The sequence below is a fragment of the Granulicella sibirica genome (assembly GCF_004115155.1).
In the GTDB taxonomy this organism is placed as follows: domain Bacteria; phylum Acidobacteriota; class Terriglobia; order Terriglobales; family Acidobacteriaceae; genus Edaphobacter; species Edaphobacter sibiricus.
Window position 1 is genome coordinate 353,979 of the sequence record NZ_RDSM01000001.1, and the last position, 14,750, is coordinate 368,728.

The 14,750-nt window shown below is 59.6% G+C and carries 10 protein-coding genes; 7 read left to right on the plus strand and 3 right to left on the minus strand.

Translation table 11 applies throughout. The features are described 5' to 3' along the window. Positions 1-33: 33 nt before the first annotated feature. Genes GRAN_RS01495 through GRAN_RS01505 form a run of 3 tightly spaced genes read right to left on the minus strand, consistent with a single transcriptional unit; the run spans position 34 to position 8,502 of the window. Positions 34-4,395, minus strand: a complete 4,362-nt coding sequence (locus GRAN_RS01495) for a translocation/assembly module TamB domain-containing protein (protein ID WP_241654272.1) — start codon at positions 4,393-4,395, stop codon at positions 34-36. Next, positions 4,392-5,228 carry a SurA N-terminal domain-containing protein gene (locus tag GRAN_RS01500; RefSeq protein ID WP_128911254.1) on the minus strand — a complete coding sequence of 279 codons (837 nt, stop codon included), beginning with the start codon at positions 5,226-5,228 and terminating at the stop codon, positions 4,392-4,394. Before GRAN_RS01500 ends, GRAN_RS01495 begins: the two co-directional genes overlap by 4 nt. 4 nt (positions 5,229-5,232) lie before the next feature. Next, positions 5,233-8,502 (minus strand): POTRA domain-containing protein, encoded by a 3,270-nt coding sequence (locus GRAN_RS01505; protein ID WP_241654273.1) that lies wholly within the window; start codon positions 8,500-8,502, stop codon positions 5,233-5,235. A 348-nt stretch (positions 8,503-8,850) separates the two neighbouring features. Between GRAN_RS01505 and GRAN_RS01510 the strand changes: the two genes are divergently transcribed. The 7 genes from GRAN_RS01510 (at position 8,851) to GRAN_RS01540 (ending at position 14,750) form a co-directional block, all read left to right on the plus strand. Continuing rightward, positions 8,851-9,963, plus strand: coding sequence for a ThiF family adenylyltransferase (locus tag GRAN_RS01510; RefSeq protein WP_128911255.1), 1,113 nt, complete (start codon positions 8,851-8,853; stop codon positions 9,961-9,963). A 213-nt stretch (positions 9,964-10,176) separates the two neighbouring features. Then, positions 10,177-10,869, plus strand: a complete 693-nt coding sequence (locus tag GRAN_RS01515) for an RNA polymerase sigma factor (RefSeq protein WP_128912909.1) — start codon at positions 10,177-10,179, stop codon at positions 10,867-10,869. Further along, positions 10,866-11,261 (plus strand): hypothetical protein, encoded by a 396-nt coding sequence (locus GRAN_RS01520; protein WP_128911256.1) that lies wholly within the window; start codon positions 10,866-10,868, stop codon positions 11,259-11,261. The genes GRAN_RS01515 and GRAN_RS01520 overlap by 4 nt, the downstream gene beginning before the upstream one ends. 245 nt (positions 11,262-11,506) lie before the next feature. Continuing rightward, positions 11,507-12,115 (plus strand): shikimate kinase, encoded by a 609-nt coding sequence (locus tag GRAN_RS01525; protein ID WP_128911257.1) that lies wholly within the window; start codon positions 11,507-11,509, stop codon positions 12,113-12,115. A 243-nt stretch (positions 12,116-12,358) separates the two neighbouring features. Beyond that, positions 12,359-13,393 (plus strand): AI-2E family transporter, encoded by a 1,035-nt coding sequence (locus GRAN_RS01530; RefSeq protein WP_277751205.1) that lies wholly within the window; start codon positions 12,359-12,361, stop codon positions 13,391-13,393. A 28-nt stretch (positions 13,394-13,421) separates the two neighbouring features. Then, positions 13,422-13,976 (plus strand): DUF4352 domain-containing protein, encoded by a 555-nt coding sequence (locus GRAN_RS01535; protein WP_128911259.1) that lies wholly within the window; start codon positions 13,422-13,424, stop codon positions 13,974-13,976. Between the two features lie 45 nt (positions 13,977-14,021). Then, positions 14,022-14,750, plus strand: a complete 729-nt coding sequence (locus tag GRAN_RS01540) for an RsmE family RNA methyltransferase (RefSeq protein ID WP_128911260.1) — start codon at positions 14,022-14,024, stop codon at positions 14,748-14,750.

Sequence of the window (14,750 nt, forward strand, 5' to 3'; positions counted from 1 at the left end):
TTAGACGCGAATCTTCAAAAGAAGATGCTGTGCCTAACGATAGAGATGGCGAATCTTGTAGACGATGCTAAAGACACCGGTTTCGTCTCTCGTCGCAACAATCGACACCTTCGGCGTCACCTGGTATTGCACCTGGATCAACTCCTGCGCGGAGGAGTTGACGTTCGTCGCAAAGGTCAACTGTATCTGCCGCGAAATCTGCTGCTGCACAGTAATGCGTGCGGACGACGTGCCCAGCGTTCCAACGAACGCCGGGTCGATCTTCACGCTGCCCACCCCGAACAGCTTACTCACGCGACTGCTCACCGTCGCGTTGAGCGCCCCGCCAAGCAGCGCGCTCGTCGTCGGATCCGTGCCAGCTTGGACCTGCTGCTCCTGGTAGAGCTGCGCTTCTTCCTGCGTCCGTCCAAGTGCCAGCAGGTTGAAGACGTCAGCCTCGCTCAGCGGTGGCTCCGACCGATACGTCGGCTTGAGGCTCGTGGTCGTCCCGTGCAAACCGATCGTGACGTCGTAATTCTCTACACGCGCCGTCGCGTCAAGATCGATCACCGGATCGATTCGCACCGGATTTGTAAAGTAGATATCTCCGCGCTGTAACTGGTAAGTCGTTCCCGCAAACGTGGCACTTCCGTCCGTGATCTGAATGCGCCCCAGCACTGTGGGAACCGCGACCGTCCCGCGCACCGTCAGATCGACTGTGCCCGCGAGCTTCGCGTACGAGTTCTGGAAATCAAGCTGCGGCGAACTCGTGATGTGAACATCCATTCGAATCTTGTTCGTCGCCGCATCCGGATCAGGTGGAGCGCTGACTCCGCCCGTTCCCGCGAACGCCGCAAAGTCCACATCCGCGCCAATACCAAACCTTGTCAGAAGCACGTTCCCGCTTAGCAGCGCGCTCTGCAGATTCCCTTGCAACCTGAGCTTCGCGTTCGCCGTCGCGCTCAATCCATAGAGCCTGACACGCACCACATCGCCAGTGGCCGTCAGGTCCGCATATACCCCGTTCCGATACGTCAGGAATCCGCCGATCTTGAGCAACCCTCCACCTGTTGTCGCCGAAAGATCCTGCACCTCGAGCCGATCCTCGTTGAAGGCGAGCGTCCCGTTCATGTTCGTCAGGCCGTTGGGAATCCCATCGACTGCAAGGTTGACCTTCTCGAACTTCACCTGTCCTGTAAGCGCAGGGTTTTTCACTTGGCCGCCCGCGCCGATCTCGAAGGTCACCTTTCCACTCGCGATAATGTCGGGATCGAACGTATGCGCCAGCGCGGGACTTACCGACCCGCTCGCCTTAATATTCAACGCGCCGCCCTGCGGGTTTGTAGAGCCGAACACCTGTGCCGTTCCGCTCGCCCGGAGATCGGTATCCTGCCCGGTGATATGCACCTGATCGAGCGTCGCTATACCATTTTTCAAGCTGATCTTGAGCGTCTCCGCCGCCTTGATCTCGTACCCATTGAGCTTCAGGTCGAAGTTCGTGAAATCGGCCGTTCCCGCCATCAACACCGGCGTCTTCGCGGGCCCGCTTACATCGATCGATCCATTGATGTCCGACGTACCCCTCAAGCTCGAGTCACCAAACAGCGCCAGCGGCTTACCTACGTCAAAGCCCGCAATTGTGACATGTGCCTTCGTCTGGTAATCGCCGACCAGCGAGGTTTGCCCTGCAGCCTGCACCTGCGCTCCCACGAGGTTCGACTTCGCCGTATAGAAGACGGTGCTCGCCTCGCTATGGATATCCGCGGTCAAGTCCCCCACAGGCTTGCCCTGCGCTGTCACATTCGTCAGCCCAACATGCGCCTTCAGGTTCGGCTCCGTTACCGTGCCGTTGGCGTCGGCCACAAGACTTAACGTTCCGTCTGCGTTCACCTTGGCATTCTGCACTGTAGTGAACTTCGACAGCACAAGGTTGTCGCCCTCGATATGCGCGTGGAAATGCTTCGAAGCCAGGTTATAACCGCCGCTGCCGCCAATCTTCATTCCATGCAACTGCAACGCGATCTGGCTTGCCTCGATATCCTGTCCCTTGACATCGAGCGTCACAAGCGCGGACTCGTACGGCTCGCCATAGGCCACGCCGTTTCGCAGCGAAATCTGTCCACTGCCATTCAGGCTCTTGAACGTCCCAACGACATGGCCATTCACGCCGATGATGCCGCTGAGATCCACCTTGTCCTGCTGCCCGGCGATCGTCAGGACGTCCTTCACCTGCGCGTCGGCAAGCTGCACCTTCGCATCAACGGATGCGTCGTCCCACGCATACGTCACCACGCCACGACGTGAAACGACCCGGCGCGGCTTGAACGCTCCACCAACATTCAGCACCGCCGACCCCTGCTTGATGGTCGAACTCGCGACCGTAAGCCCCACCGGAGAGTAGTCGGCATCGGCGACGATCGAGTCGATCTGCACGTTGGTCTCGGTGCCTAGCTTCACCTTCAACTGATCGCCCTGCAGATGGCCCTTTACGTTCAGATTCTTGATCGGTCCCGAAGCCGTCCCGCGGAAGGCAAGCTGCCCATGAAGATCGACCGGAATCGCTGCGCTTCCCTTCTTTCCATTCGCCTCGAATCCGAGGGTTTGGAGTAACTGGTCATACTCCCCTATATCTCGAACCGTCGCATCGAGCTGCAGCGCTGTCAGCCTGTCACCGAGGTTCACTCCAAGAACACCGCTCGCTGTCACCGTCGTTCCCGGCGTACGAGCGTTCAACTGCTTGATGTTCACCACTTCGGTCTTTCCGTCGTAATGCGCCAGCACCTGGCCACTTACCGGAATATTGCTCGGCGCGCCGCGACGCTTTACCCCTGTAGGCGCCAGCCGTACATCCGCGTCCACAAGCACGCTTGCCGCAATATCCGTCGCAGGCCCACCCCACTCAACTTCCACAGGCCCGCTGGCAGCGGTATCGAATCCAAGGTCTCCGTAACCTTTGGGCGCCGCGATGTCCATGATCGTTCGCAGGGGAATTTTATCGATCGTCACCTTCAGAAACGCATGAGCTGGCTCAACCGGCGTGATCACCGTGGACCCAGTCACCGGGGCCTGAGCGCCGACAGCGACAGCGGTCTTATTCGCAGTCGAAACCACCGCTGTGGTCGTCGGCGAAGTGGCCGGTGCCGTCGCCGGAACCTCGCCCAGCCAGTTCACGATGCGCAGCTGGCCGACCGCGCTTCCGCCACCAGGAAGATATCCCGTAAGCGCGGTAAACAAGAGCTCCGTCGGGGTAATGTGGAGATCCGCGCCTCCGTTTACGTCGTGCAGCCGGACATACTCATCCTGATACGCAGCGTTGTGCAGCTTCGCGGACCCGACCAGCAGATATCCGGACTTGCAGTCGGGATCCGGAGGAAGCACCTTTGTCGGCTGCTTTATCTGATCGTTCTTTCTCCGGCGGAAGATGCTTGGCTTCTTCTGCGCCACGGCCGGCGCGACCTCGCAGTTCCTCCCCTTGATATCCAGATCGACGGCACCCGCATTCAGCCCAGGGAATCCTGACAACACCGAGATCTGCTTCAGCTCAAGCTGCCCATTCACCGCAGCTTGCCACTCCGGATTCGCGAAATGTGTAACCGAGGCCGATGCGTGCAGATCGGACGCAGCGCTTGTATGCAGATCGAACTTTGAAAGCTCGGCCATATCCCTGCCGAACTGCGCCTCGACATGCACCTTCGACTGAGCCTCGGGAGACTTCTGCATCTTCGTCCGCAGGTCCTTCAGGTCGATCGTCATTCCGTAACGATCGCTCGAAGGAAGATAGTTCACCTGCGCCTGAAGATCACGCGCCGCGAGATCGAAGGGAATAGCCTTGTCGTTCAGGATGGCGAGCCCATTTACCAGTTCCGCGTCAGCAGCCTTCAAATCGAGCAGAGTGTCCTGAAGCGGAGTCGTACTCGTCGAGGGATGCTTTGGAACGGGCTGGTTTGTCTTTCCATCCTTGTCGATAATCAGGTGGACGTGCGGCTGCTCCACCCGGAGCAGGCTCAGCCCAATATGTGAAGCCACGCCGGCGCCCGTCGTGTGAGAGAGAAAACTGGTGATCTTGATGCGAACGAGGATCCTGTCCGCCGAAAGATATGGTGCTTCGCCCGGACCCTCAAGACCATGGATCACGAGCCCATCTGCCTCGATCGCCAGATGCCACAGATTGAAATTGATCTTGGTGAGATCGACCTTACCACCGGTCGAGTCTTCAAGGATGCTGACGACTTGTTTGCCGACACGTCGTTGAAAGCTGTCGGTCGTCGTGTACCAGGCTGCTCCCGCAAGCACAATCAGAATGAGCGTCAGTAATCCGCCTATGGTCCACATGGCGGCATGACCAAGGTGGAATCTCTTCCGCTTCGTCTCCGGCAACTCCATCTCCTCGGCACGCTTCTCGTTGTCAGCACTCAAGGCGCCACCTCGCCCGGCTTCATAATCTGTACCGTCCCTTGTGCGCGCAGGCTCTTCAACCAGTCCTGAAGAAGCTGACCCACCCGTTGCTGCAGCAGAATCTCCTGGATACGCGCGGAGATATCCTCAAGCTTCGGCGCGGTCGACTTATGCCTCTTGTACTCTGGCAGCATTACCGTGTCGTAATACTGCTTGATCTCTTCCGGCTTAATCCGTATGCCCATGCGGAAACGGTTCTCGATATACGCGAGGACCTGCATGCGTTCCTTCCAACGCTGCTGCAACTCTGCCGCAGTGAATCCCTGCTTCGCGAGAAACTTGTTCCATCCTTCTTCGGTATCGCATTTATCGACCTTGCACTCCGGAATCTCCTGACGCAAGGTGTCGATCTGCTTCGTCACATCGACCGCCTTGACTTCATCGGTCACCTGCAACTTGGCCTGTTGCAGAATCAAGGTACGGTTGATCAACCTTTGAATTGCCTGATCCCGCGAGAAGTCTCTGTCCGGCGTGCTGAAAGGTTGAAAAGCAGCGAACCGATGCTCTTCGTCCACATCGCTTTCAAGAATCAGATCCCCGTTGACGATCGCGATCACCCGGTCGATCGTATCCGGCGGATCAGACGCCAGGGCAGGCGCTTGCTCCTTGGACATCGACTCAACAGCCCCAGTGGACGTCACCGGCGCCGCGGGCCCGGTTGCCGAGGGGTTCGCAAGCGGAGTGGACGTCTTAGGCGGTATCGCCTGCGCTCCGCACACCTGCACAAGCATGGCAAGCGCGAGGCACCTCGCTCCGTTCACGAGTCCAATCCGGGTTGAGCTGTGCGTTGTCATAGCGTTAGAAGCTCTGCCCGATGCTGAAGAAGAAGTTGAAATGACTCGCCTGCGCGGCGTAAGGATTGCTCCCGTTGAAGTCGTAAATGATGGGGTAGACCGGAGGATTCAGGTTGTAACTGAAGTCAGCGCGAATCGGTCCAACCGGCGTCTTATATCTGGCGCCAAGACCGACGGCATGCGAAAAATAGTTGAAGTCGCATGTACCGATCGAGCCGGAGACGTTGTTGCAGGTCTGCTTGTTCGGTTGTGAAAAACGGCCGAAGCTCGGGAAGACCTGCGAGAGCTGTTGGAACACGTTACCCATGTCGTGAAAGACCACGAAGCTCACATTGTCACCGACATAAGGAAGTGTGGGAGCGGGCATCCTGAGTTCAAAGGTGTTGACGAAGACCGCCGAGCCCCCAACCGGAAAACCCGTCTGCAGATCGCGTGGACCCGCCCCGTTGATCGGGAAGCCGCGATGCGACGACGCGCCGCCCGCATAAAGCCGCTCTGGCAGCGGAACCGCATTGCAACTGGCGTTCGTCGTGAGAAGCACACCAGCACAGACCGTGGTGCTGACAACCGGGTTGGTTGTATTCGGATTTACCCCGAAGGCATTCTCGAAACCGAAGCGGGTGTTTCTCGCAAAGGTGTACTTATGCTGTGGGTTCTTGCCGAAGGTGTAGTAGGTCGAGTTCGTCATATCGAGGCGGTTGAACGAAGTCTGCGAACCGAACTTCGACGTCGCAAGGAACTCCTGCACCGAGCTATACGAGCCCTTCGTAGCATCCAGCGGCGTAGGCTGTCGGCGATCATGGATCCACGTAATCCCTGGTCCGCCCACGCGCACCGGTTGCGAGAGCAGGGGAATCAGGTTCGCGGAAACCTCGAGACTGTTCGGGTCGACCGCGACACGACGGTACTGAAAGTCATAAATAAAGGTATCCGTCTTATTGGCTCTCTGCGAGACTCGAAAATCACCCTGCAAGGTAGAAGCCGAGAATGTAGAGATGTTCTGCACGTTCGAGTAACCACCCGACACCGTCGCCGAGAACTTGTTACTTCCACGCAAATGTGGGTTCAGGAAACTGACCGTGGCCACCTTCTCGAGCAAGCCATAGGTCGTGTGCAGCGTTACTGACTCGTCTTTGCCACGCAGGTTGATTCTCGATACATCCAGAGAGACCCTGGGGCTCACCCCGGTCTTACCTTCCTGCGTATAAGTCTGATTTGGATCGAGCCCAAGCTGAATCTTCGAAGCCGTCGATATCTGACCCTGGTTTGGCCGGCCGGTCTGCGCCTCAAAACCGAAGCCGTATGTGATGTCCCAACGCTTGGCTTCCGTAACCTGCACGAGCACGTTCTTTGTCGGAGCTTCGCCAAGCGGGTTCTGCACCGCAGCCACGACCTCGTTGAAGAGCGCAAGGTTATAGAGATTCCGCTGCGTCGTCAGCAATGCACTCTGATCCAAAGGATCCGCCGCGTGTACCCGAATCTGATCCTTCACCACCTGCGGCTTGGTCCGTTCAATCCCAGATAAAAGAACGTGGTTGATGAAGACCTGCTGCCCTTCGGTCACACTCAACGTGACGTTGGTGTCGGTCGGATCGTCTTTATCGGGGGTTTGCCTAATCTCTACCTTCGCCTGGTCGAACCCATGGCTCACATAATACCCAAGCACGGCATCGCGGTCCCCCGAGAGCGTGATCAGCGAAAACGGCTGGCCGGACTGCGCATTGAGCAGGCTTCGAATATCGTTTGTGCGCGACGTATCCACACCCGCGAGTTGTACGGCACCGAACTTCTGCTGCGCCCCTTCGTCCACGGTGAACGCCACGCTGATCAACGCCTTTACAGCCTTCTTCGAGTTTTCCGGAGGGTCGGTGTCCTTGACGCTCGACGACACCTTGACGTTCTTGAATCCGTTCGCTCGATACACCGCTTCGATCGAGTTTTCGTCCTGCTTCACCAGCGCGCTGCTATACCGGCCGCTGCGCAGGTAAGCGTCCGCCTTCTGCACCCGAAGCGACTCCTTCAGAAGCTCCGTGCTGAAATATTTATTCCCTGTGATCGTAACGTCGAGCACCTTATGAGATCGTCCCTTGTCCACGCTGTAGACGATGGATTCATTCGCCGTGCCCGCCCCGATGACCTTTACCTCGACGGTGGCGTCAAAGTACCCCTGTTGCTGCATGAACTCCTTGATGTTGTGCGTACCCTCGTTCAACAGGTCGTTGTCGACCGTGCTCTCCTCGAACACCGGAACCAGCAGATGGAGCCTGCTCTTCGAGACCTTCGCTCCCTCAATCGTCACCTTCACAACCGGGCCCTGGCTCGCACGAAAGTCATAGTCCAGTTCCTTTCGTCCCGTATCGTAGGTCGACTTCTGCAGCGAAACCGCCGCCTCTAGCCTGTCCTTCTTCTGGTACTGCTTCCTCAGCCGATCGAGGGCATTGCTTGTCGTGTCGCGCGACACCTTGGAGCGGTGTTTCAGCTTCGCCTTTTTCTGAAACTCCTTCAGCGACAGCCCGATATCATCGCCTTCCACCGACACGTTTCCAACCCTCGCCTGCGGCCCCAAGTTGACCAGATAGGTGACATTGACCTGCTGCCCCGCAGGGTCCGTGGTCGTGTTGACAGAGACCTGTGCCTGGTAATATCCGTTCGAGGCCAGGGACTGTTTGATACCCTCCGCCCCTGCGGGAACCGAGGCCGCCGTAAACGCCGTTCCCGGGTCCAGCTTCGTGCCATACTCGGCGAGCGACGCCAGTCGTTCTTCCTTGATGCCAAGAATCTGCACTCGTCCAACATAGAAGCGAGCCGGACCCGCGAAGATGAGCGTCACCGAGTCTCCACTTCTTACCCCCCGGACAGAGATATCCCGGTATCGTCCGCTCGCGTATAGCCTGCGCAGACTTGACCTCACCTTCTGCGGATCGAGTGGCTCGCCAGCATGCTGCTCCAGCTCGGACGGCAGGGTATCTGTCGCGTCGAACGTCACGCCTTCAAACTGAATCTTGTCGACTCGAACCCCTTTTAGCTGCCAGACCGTCTCCGCGAGCGCTGGCTTCACCGGGCCAAGGCCCTCATCGTTTGGAGTTGCCGGTTGATTCGGAACTACGGTCTGAGACGCCTGCGGGACTGCCCCCGGGGCGGTAGCCGGCGCCTGCTGCACTGCCCCTGATGCCGGCGATCCTGCCGGAGACGTCCCAGTGGCCTGACCAAGCCCAGGAACGCAAGGCAGCAACCCCATACTCAGCAGCAGGCCCGCACCACGAACTTCTTTCATCCACCGCCGCAGCGGCGTCTTCTTCCCAAAAAGCACTAGACTCTGCCCTCGCACAACGACCCAGCCTTTTCCATCTCCCGGGGATCACAACGAGCCCTTGGGGGCGCGCTTCCGGCCAAACCCGGAAGAATCGGCGAACGATCCTCTGGCTGCCTCCGGACGTCTACCGCGCACGGATCCGGTGCGTACACTCGACTTCATAACACGATCAATATCGGTGAGATGCGGAACGGCGAGCACAAGTCAACTGCCGTCACGAAACACGATCATCCTCTCTATACTACGAAGGGAGAACCACGCCGCGAGTGAAATTCCAGCAGAGTCGCCGCCAAGTCCGCCCAGCCTAAAATGCCCGAAACCGCCATCAGCGCCCTCCTATCTCCGCTCGCCGACCGTTACTCTCGCCAGATCCTCTTCCCAGGGATCGGGGCAGATGGTCAGGCCCATCTCGCCACCGCTCATGCGGCCATCATCGGTTGCGGAGCGACCGGGGCAGCGGCCGCCGCGCTCCTCGCGCGCGCCGGTGTTGGAACCCTGACCCTCATCGATCGCGACTTCGTCGAACCCTCCAACCTGCAGCGCCAGATCCTTTTCGACGAGGCGGACGCCCTCGAAGGCCTGCCAAAAGCCGAAGCCGCCCGGCGTCACATCGCTCTCTTCAACGCCGGCGTCACCGTCCGCGCTCACATCGCTGACCTCGTCCCCGCCAACATTGAAGACGTTCTAAGCCCGGCCAACGGTATCGACGTTTACCTCGACTGCACCGACAACTTTGAAACCCGCTACCTCCTTAACGATTACGCGGTTCAACAGGGAAAGCCCTGGATCTATGCCGCCGCCGTTGGTGCCTATGCCGCGACGATGAACATCCTGCCGAGAACCGTTGAAGGCATCGAAACTAAGTTGCCTTCCACTCCGGCCTACGAGCCCACCGCTTGCCTGGCCTGCCTCTTCCCAAAGCCTCCTACCGGCCCCGTCGAAACCTGCGATACCTCCGGCATCCTTTCGACCGCCGTCAATCTCGCAGCGTCGCTCCAGGTTACCGAAGCCCTCAAGCTTCTCACGCGCCAGCCCAATCTGCTTCGCCGTTCGCTGATCTCCTTCGACCTTTGGACCGGCGACCGGTCCGAGATCAACACGTCACGTCCCGACCCAGACTGCCCGGTCTGCGGCCGACGTGAATTTACTCATCTTGCCGGTACGGGGCGACCCCACATTACGCTCTGCGGCCGCAACTCGGTGCAGATCCACGAGCACCAAAGACCTGTCGACTTCATAGCCATGCGGGCGCGCCTCGCGCGCCATCCCGACATCGAGGATCTCCGCTCGAACGACCTCCTCCTCCGTTTCCGCCGGGGTCCACACACCCTCACCCTTTTTCCCGACGGCCGGGCCGTCATCCAGGGCACCACGGATATCATCCAGGCCCGCACGCTTTACGCGCGCTTTATCGGATCCTGAGGACTTACGCTTTTCCCACAGGAAAGAAGAAAAGACCAAAAGAAGTTCGTTCCCGGCCCGCTACGGGAAAACAACCTTTCTTCCCGCTGTCGCCTCCTATCGTCCTATGGAGGCGGAATGTCCACAGTTGCGATAGGCTTGGAGTTGGCGAGTACCGGCACGAACTTCAGCACGAGACCGGATCATCAACTCACGCAGGTCGAAGGTTTACCCATGACACTTGTTCCACCCGTCGATGCGCCGCCGGCGACTCCCGAGCCGGCGAAACCGAACTCTGGTTTGTTCAAACGCAATCCCCCCATTGCAGGCGAAGCGGAGGCCATCGAGGCCGCCAAGAATGGCGACGCCGAAGCCTTTTCAAAACTCTACGCACTCCATAAGCGCCGCGTCTACACTCTCTGCCTTCGCATGCTCGGCAACGTCTCCGAAGCCGAGGACATGACGCAAGAAGCGTTCCTTCATCTCTTTCGCAAGCTCGGCAGCTTCCGCGGCGAGTCCGCATTCTCGACCTGGCTCCATCGCCTCACCGTGAACCTCGTGCTCATGCATCTTCGCAAGAAGGGCTTGAACCTCGTTTCGCTCGAGGAGACCATCAACCCGTCGGAAGATGACGCACCGAAGCGCGATTTTGGCAGCCGCGATCCGATGCTTTCAGGCTCCGTCGACCGCGTGGCTTTGGAGCGCGCGGTCGCTTCGCTTCCTCCCGGCTACCGCATGGTCTTCGTTCTCCATGATGTCGAAGGCTTCGAGCACAATGAAATCGCCACCATGCTTGCCTGCTCCACTGGAAACAGCAAGTCTCAGCTCCACAAAGCACGCCTGAAGCTGCGAGAACTTCTCCGTCAGAACGGACAGTCCACCCAGCTCCCCAGCCCGACGCAGGGAACCAAGGAGATTGCTCTATGACGGACCCGAACTTCGATTTCGATAACATGAGCCAGGCGGACTTCGAGGAGCATCTCCCGGAATTCTTCGCCAACCAGACAGGAAGTTTGTTCGAGGATCCAAGGCTCAAGACGTTCCTCGCGGCCCATCCGGACTGTGCGGCTCTAGTCCGCGATCTGGAGAGCATCGCTGACGCTGCGAAAGCGTTGATCGATGTGGAAGCGGAAGAGATCGACCCGGACGATGATCTTTGGATCAAGATCAAGAGTCGCATGGCGGAAGATCCTTCGGATCCTGAAACAGGTGTTCCTCCGGGCGTGATCGCAGGAACCCAGACGGAGTCCGGTCCTCTCTCTTTGAAGGGTGAGCCGGATCAACTCGTCACCGGCGGTTCTCTCCACGACCTTGAGTAAACCTGGAGTAACGAGCCGGCTGAGACAAATAACTTGCACCGCTTCGGCACCACGTGTACTCTGACCTTCAGATGAGTAAGCACTCCCAGATCGAGTCGTTTAGCTACTATCGGTGGCATCCTGCGGCTGGGGCGGGCTTGCATCTCTGGGTTTCCTGATAAACAGAGACTTCGAACCTCCTCAAGCCGCGACCCTCAAGGGTCGCGGTTTTGTTTTGCACCGGACACTCAACTCAAGGAAGCCCCATGACCGCCCAGACCGCCACCCAGACCGCCGCTCAGACCGTTCCGCAGATTGCAGCCGCGGAGGTGACCGTGCCCCCCGTTGCCCTTCCTGCAAATACTCGCCGCATCCTGCTCACCGGCTTCATGGGAGCCGGCAAATCCACCGTCGGCCGCGCCCTTGCAACTCGTCTGGGATGGGCATTCCTCGATCTCGACCACCACATCGAACAGCGCACCCAGGCGACGATTCCAAGCCTCTTCGCCGATCTCGGCGAACCGAAGTTTCGCCGCATCGAATCGACGGCGCTCGCCTCGGCGCTCTGCATGTCGAACATCGTCATCGCTCTCGGTGGCGGTGTGCCTGAAATTCACACGAACCGCCTTCTCATTGAACAGGCTCCGGGAACCCTCACCGTCTTCCTCGACGCACCGTTCCCCGTCCTCTTCGATCGCTGCGTCCTCCAGGCTCTTGACCGTCCAGTCCTCCAGGACCCATCTGCCGCGCAGGCCCGCTTTCAATCGCGACTTCCCCACTACAGACGCCTCGCTCGCGTTATCCAGCAGACTGAAGACCTGACTCCGCCCGAGACAGTGGATGCCGTACTGCGCACCCTCGCCACCTGCCCATAACGGTCGCCGAGAAGATAGTCGAAAAGGAAAACAAAACCACCTACAGGAACTGCAAAATCCACTCCAGCTGCATCTCACTTCAAAACTGCTCTTACTTCTCAAAGAGATGCACGACAGGAGCACCCTCTGTCCCCTCAGGCCGCCAACACGATTGATCCATCCCGGTCCAAGCCGTCAACCACGACGCTAGCCGAGACCGAAGTCGAGACGCCCGCGCAACGACGCGCAGCCGTCCGTGCCAACATCCTCTTCTTCCTCGGCGCCATCATTCTCATGGGCCTCGCGTGGATGCTGGTCAAAGAACTCCGCATCATCTACGTCGCTGCTCTCTTCGCCGTCGTACTCATGCCCGTCATCGAGAGCATCTCGAAGCTCCGCATCCGCGGCTGGCAGCCGTCCCGAGCCATCTCGATCGTCCTGCTCATCGTCGGTATCATCGTCGCGCTGACCGTTTTCTTCATCATCGGCCTCCCGCCCGTCCTCCGCGACCTCCGAGAGTTCCTCACCGACCTCCCCGCCCGCATCCCTGAGGTCGTCGCCAAGGTCAAGCACCTCCCGATGGCTGACAAACTCGGCGTTGACGGCATTGCCGCGCGCGCTGAATCCGCCGCAACTGCTGTCGGCGGCTACATCTTCTCGTCGCTCCCTCACTGGCTTTCGCACCTCTTCGACATCCTCACCTGCGCCTTCCTCTGCATCTACTTCATGCTTGAAGGTGAGACCGCCTACAACTTCTTCCTCTCGCTCTTCAGACCGAAATCCCGCAAGCGCCTCGACATCACTCTGAAGAAGGCCGAACTCAAGATGAGCAAGTGGCTTCTCGGCCAGGGGCTCCTGATGCTCACGCTCGGAGTCGCGAGTACCGTCACCTTTGGCTTCCTCGGCGTCCGCTACTTCTTCCTGCTTGGCGTCCTCATGGGCCTGCTTAACATCATTCCGATCGCCGGAGGCGTCGTGACGATCACCCTGGTCGCTGGTGTCGCCGCGCTCGACTCCTGGCCCAAGATGTTCGGTGTCCTGATCTTCTACCTCATCTACGTCAACTTCGAGAATGCCTTCCTCACTCCGCGCATCATGAAGTCCAGCGTCGACCTCATGGGCCTCACCGTCCTTGTCGCCCTTCTCATCGGCACGGCTCTCGCCGGAATCGTGGGAGCACTCGTCGCCGTCCCTACCGCCGCCCTCATCACCGTTTTGCTCGACGAGTACGCCGTCAATCGCGACTCTGATTCCACCGTGCCCGACGAGCCTTTGTTATCCTCGGATAACGTCGAGTGAGCAAGCGCTGCCCGGCCGTCTAACCAGCATGCCCGACCCGACCTTCGCTCAGCCCGCACGCAGCCCCATCCTCCCCCTCCTGATCGCCGCAGGCGTCCTCGCCCTCATTGCCGCCGGTGTCTTCTACTTCAATCCCCACGACACCGCCTCCCTGTCCCTCTCGAACACCTCGGTCGTCCCCACCCAAACCACCTTCAAGAGCCAGTCCATCGTCGTCGGCGAAGGCGCCAGCACCCAGGACGACCTCTACGTCTTCACCACCCTCAAGGTCGACGACCACCTCCGCCTCCCCATCACCATCAACACCATCACCGCCTCCCTCATCACCGGCGACAACCAGGAATCCGCCACCAGCGCCATCTCGAAATCCGACCTGCCCGCGATCTTCATAGCCTTCCCCAAGCTGAAGCCCCTCGCCGCACCGCCGCTTCTACGTGAGACCACCATAGCCCCGGGCCAGAGCGCCGAAGGCCAGCTCGTCTTCCACTTCCCCGTCCCCAAGTCCACCTGGGACACCCGCAAATCCGCGACGATCACCCTGGACCTCTACCACCAAACCCCACAGACAATCGTGATCCCCTGACATGCCCTCTACTCCCTACTCCCTCTTCCCTACTCCCTGCCCCAAATGACCCGCCGCCGCTGGATCGCCGACACCTGGACGCTTCGTGAAGATCGTCCTGCCACCGCTGCCCTTACCGGCGAGCAGGCAAACCACCTCGCCCGCGTCCTCCGCGCCCAGCCTGGCCAGATCTTCGACGTCGTCGCCGGAGGTTTCCTCCACCGGGCCGAAGTCACCACCGTCTCTCCCGAGTCCGTCGAGTTCCTCATGCATGAGGAACTCGAAGCCGACGCTGCTCTCCCCCTCCGCCTCTACCTCGCCATCTTCAAGTTCGACCACTTCGAGTGGGCCGTCGAAAAAGCCACCGAGCTCGGCATAGCGAGCATCACGCCCGTCCTGGCTCGCCGCACCGAAAAACACTTGGCTCAGGCCGCGATGAAGCGCGTCGAACGCTGGCGCCGCATCGCCCACGAGGCCTCGCAGCAGTCCCGCCGCACCGACATCCCCGAGGTCACTGACCCAATCGCGTTGAAACTGGCATTGGAGCAAGAGCAAAGCCCCACCCGCATCCTTCTCTCCGAAACCGAACAGGCCACGACCCTATCGAGCGCTCTGGAAGCCCACCCGCGTGTGCAAACTGCCATCGCCATCGGCCCCGAAGGCGGCTGGACCCCTGAAGAGATGACCCTCTTCGCCCAGCACACCTGGCAACCGGTCACCCTCGGCCCCCGCATCCTCCGCGCCGAAACGGCTGCCATCGCGGCAATCGCCATCGCCAGTACCCACCTCGGCTAG

Bases quoted from the DNA above. Each gene is read 5' to 3' on its own strand.
- GRAN_RS01535 (WP_128911259.1), top strand. From the start codon at position 13,422: ATGCCCGACCCGACCTTCGCTCAGCCCGCACGCAGCCCCATCCTCCCC.
- GRAN_RS01515 (WP_128912909.1), top strand. From the start codon at position 10,177: ATGACACTTGTTCCACCCGTCGATGCGCCGCCGGCGACTCCCGAGCCG.
- GRAN_RS01525 (WP_128911257.1), top strand. From the start codon at position 11,507: ATGACCGCCCAGACCGCCACCCAGACCGCCGCTCAGACCGTTCCGCAG.
- GRAN_RS01520 (WP_128911256.1), top strand. From the start codon at position 10,866: ATGACGGACCCGAACTTCGATTTCGATAACATGAGCCAGGCGGACTTC.
- GRAN_RS01505 (WP_241654273.1), bottom strand. From the start codon at position 8,502: ATGAAAGAAGTTCGTGGTGCGGGCCTGCTGCTGAGTATGGGGTTGCTG.
- GRAN_RS01500 (WP_128911254.1), bottom strand. From the start codon at position 5,228: ATGACAACGCACAGCTCAACCCGGATTGGACTCGTGAACGGAGCGAGG.
- GRAN_RS01510 (WP_128911255.1), top strand. From the start codon at position 8,851: ATGCCCGAAACCGCCATCAGCGCCCTCCTATCTCCGCTCGCCGACCGT.
- GRAN_RS01540 (WP_128911260.1), top strand. From the start codon at position 14,022: ATGACCCGCCGCCGCTGGATCGCCGACACCTGGACGCTTCGTGAAGAT.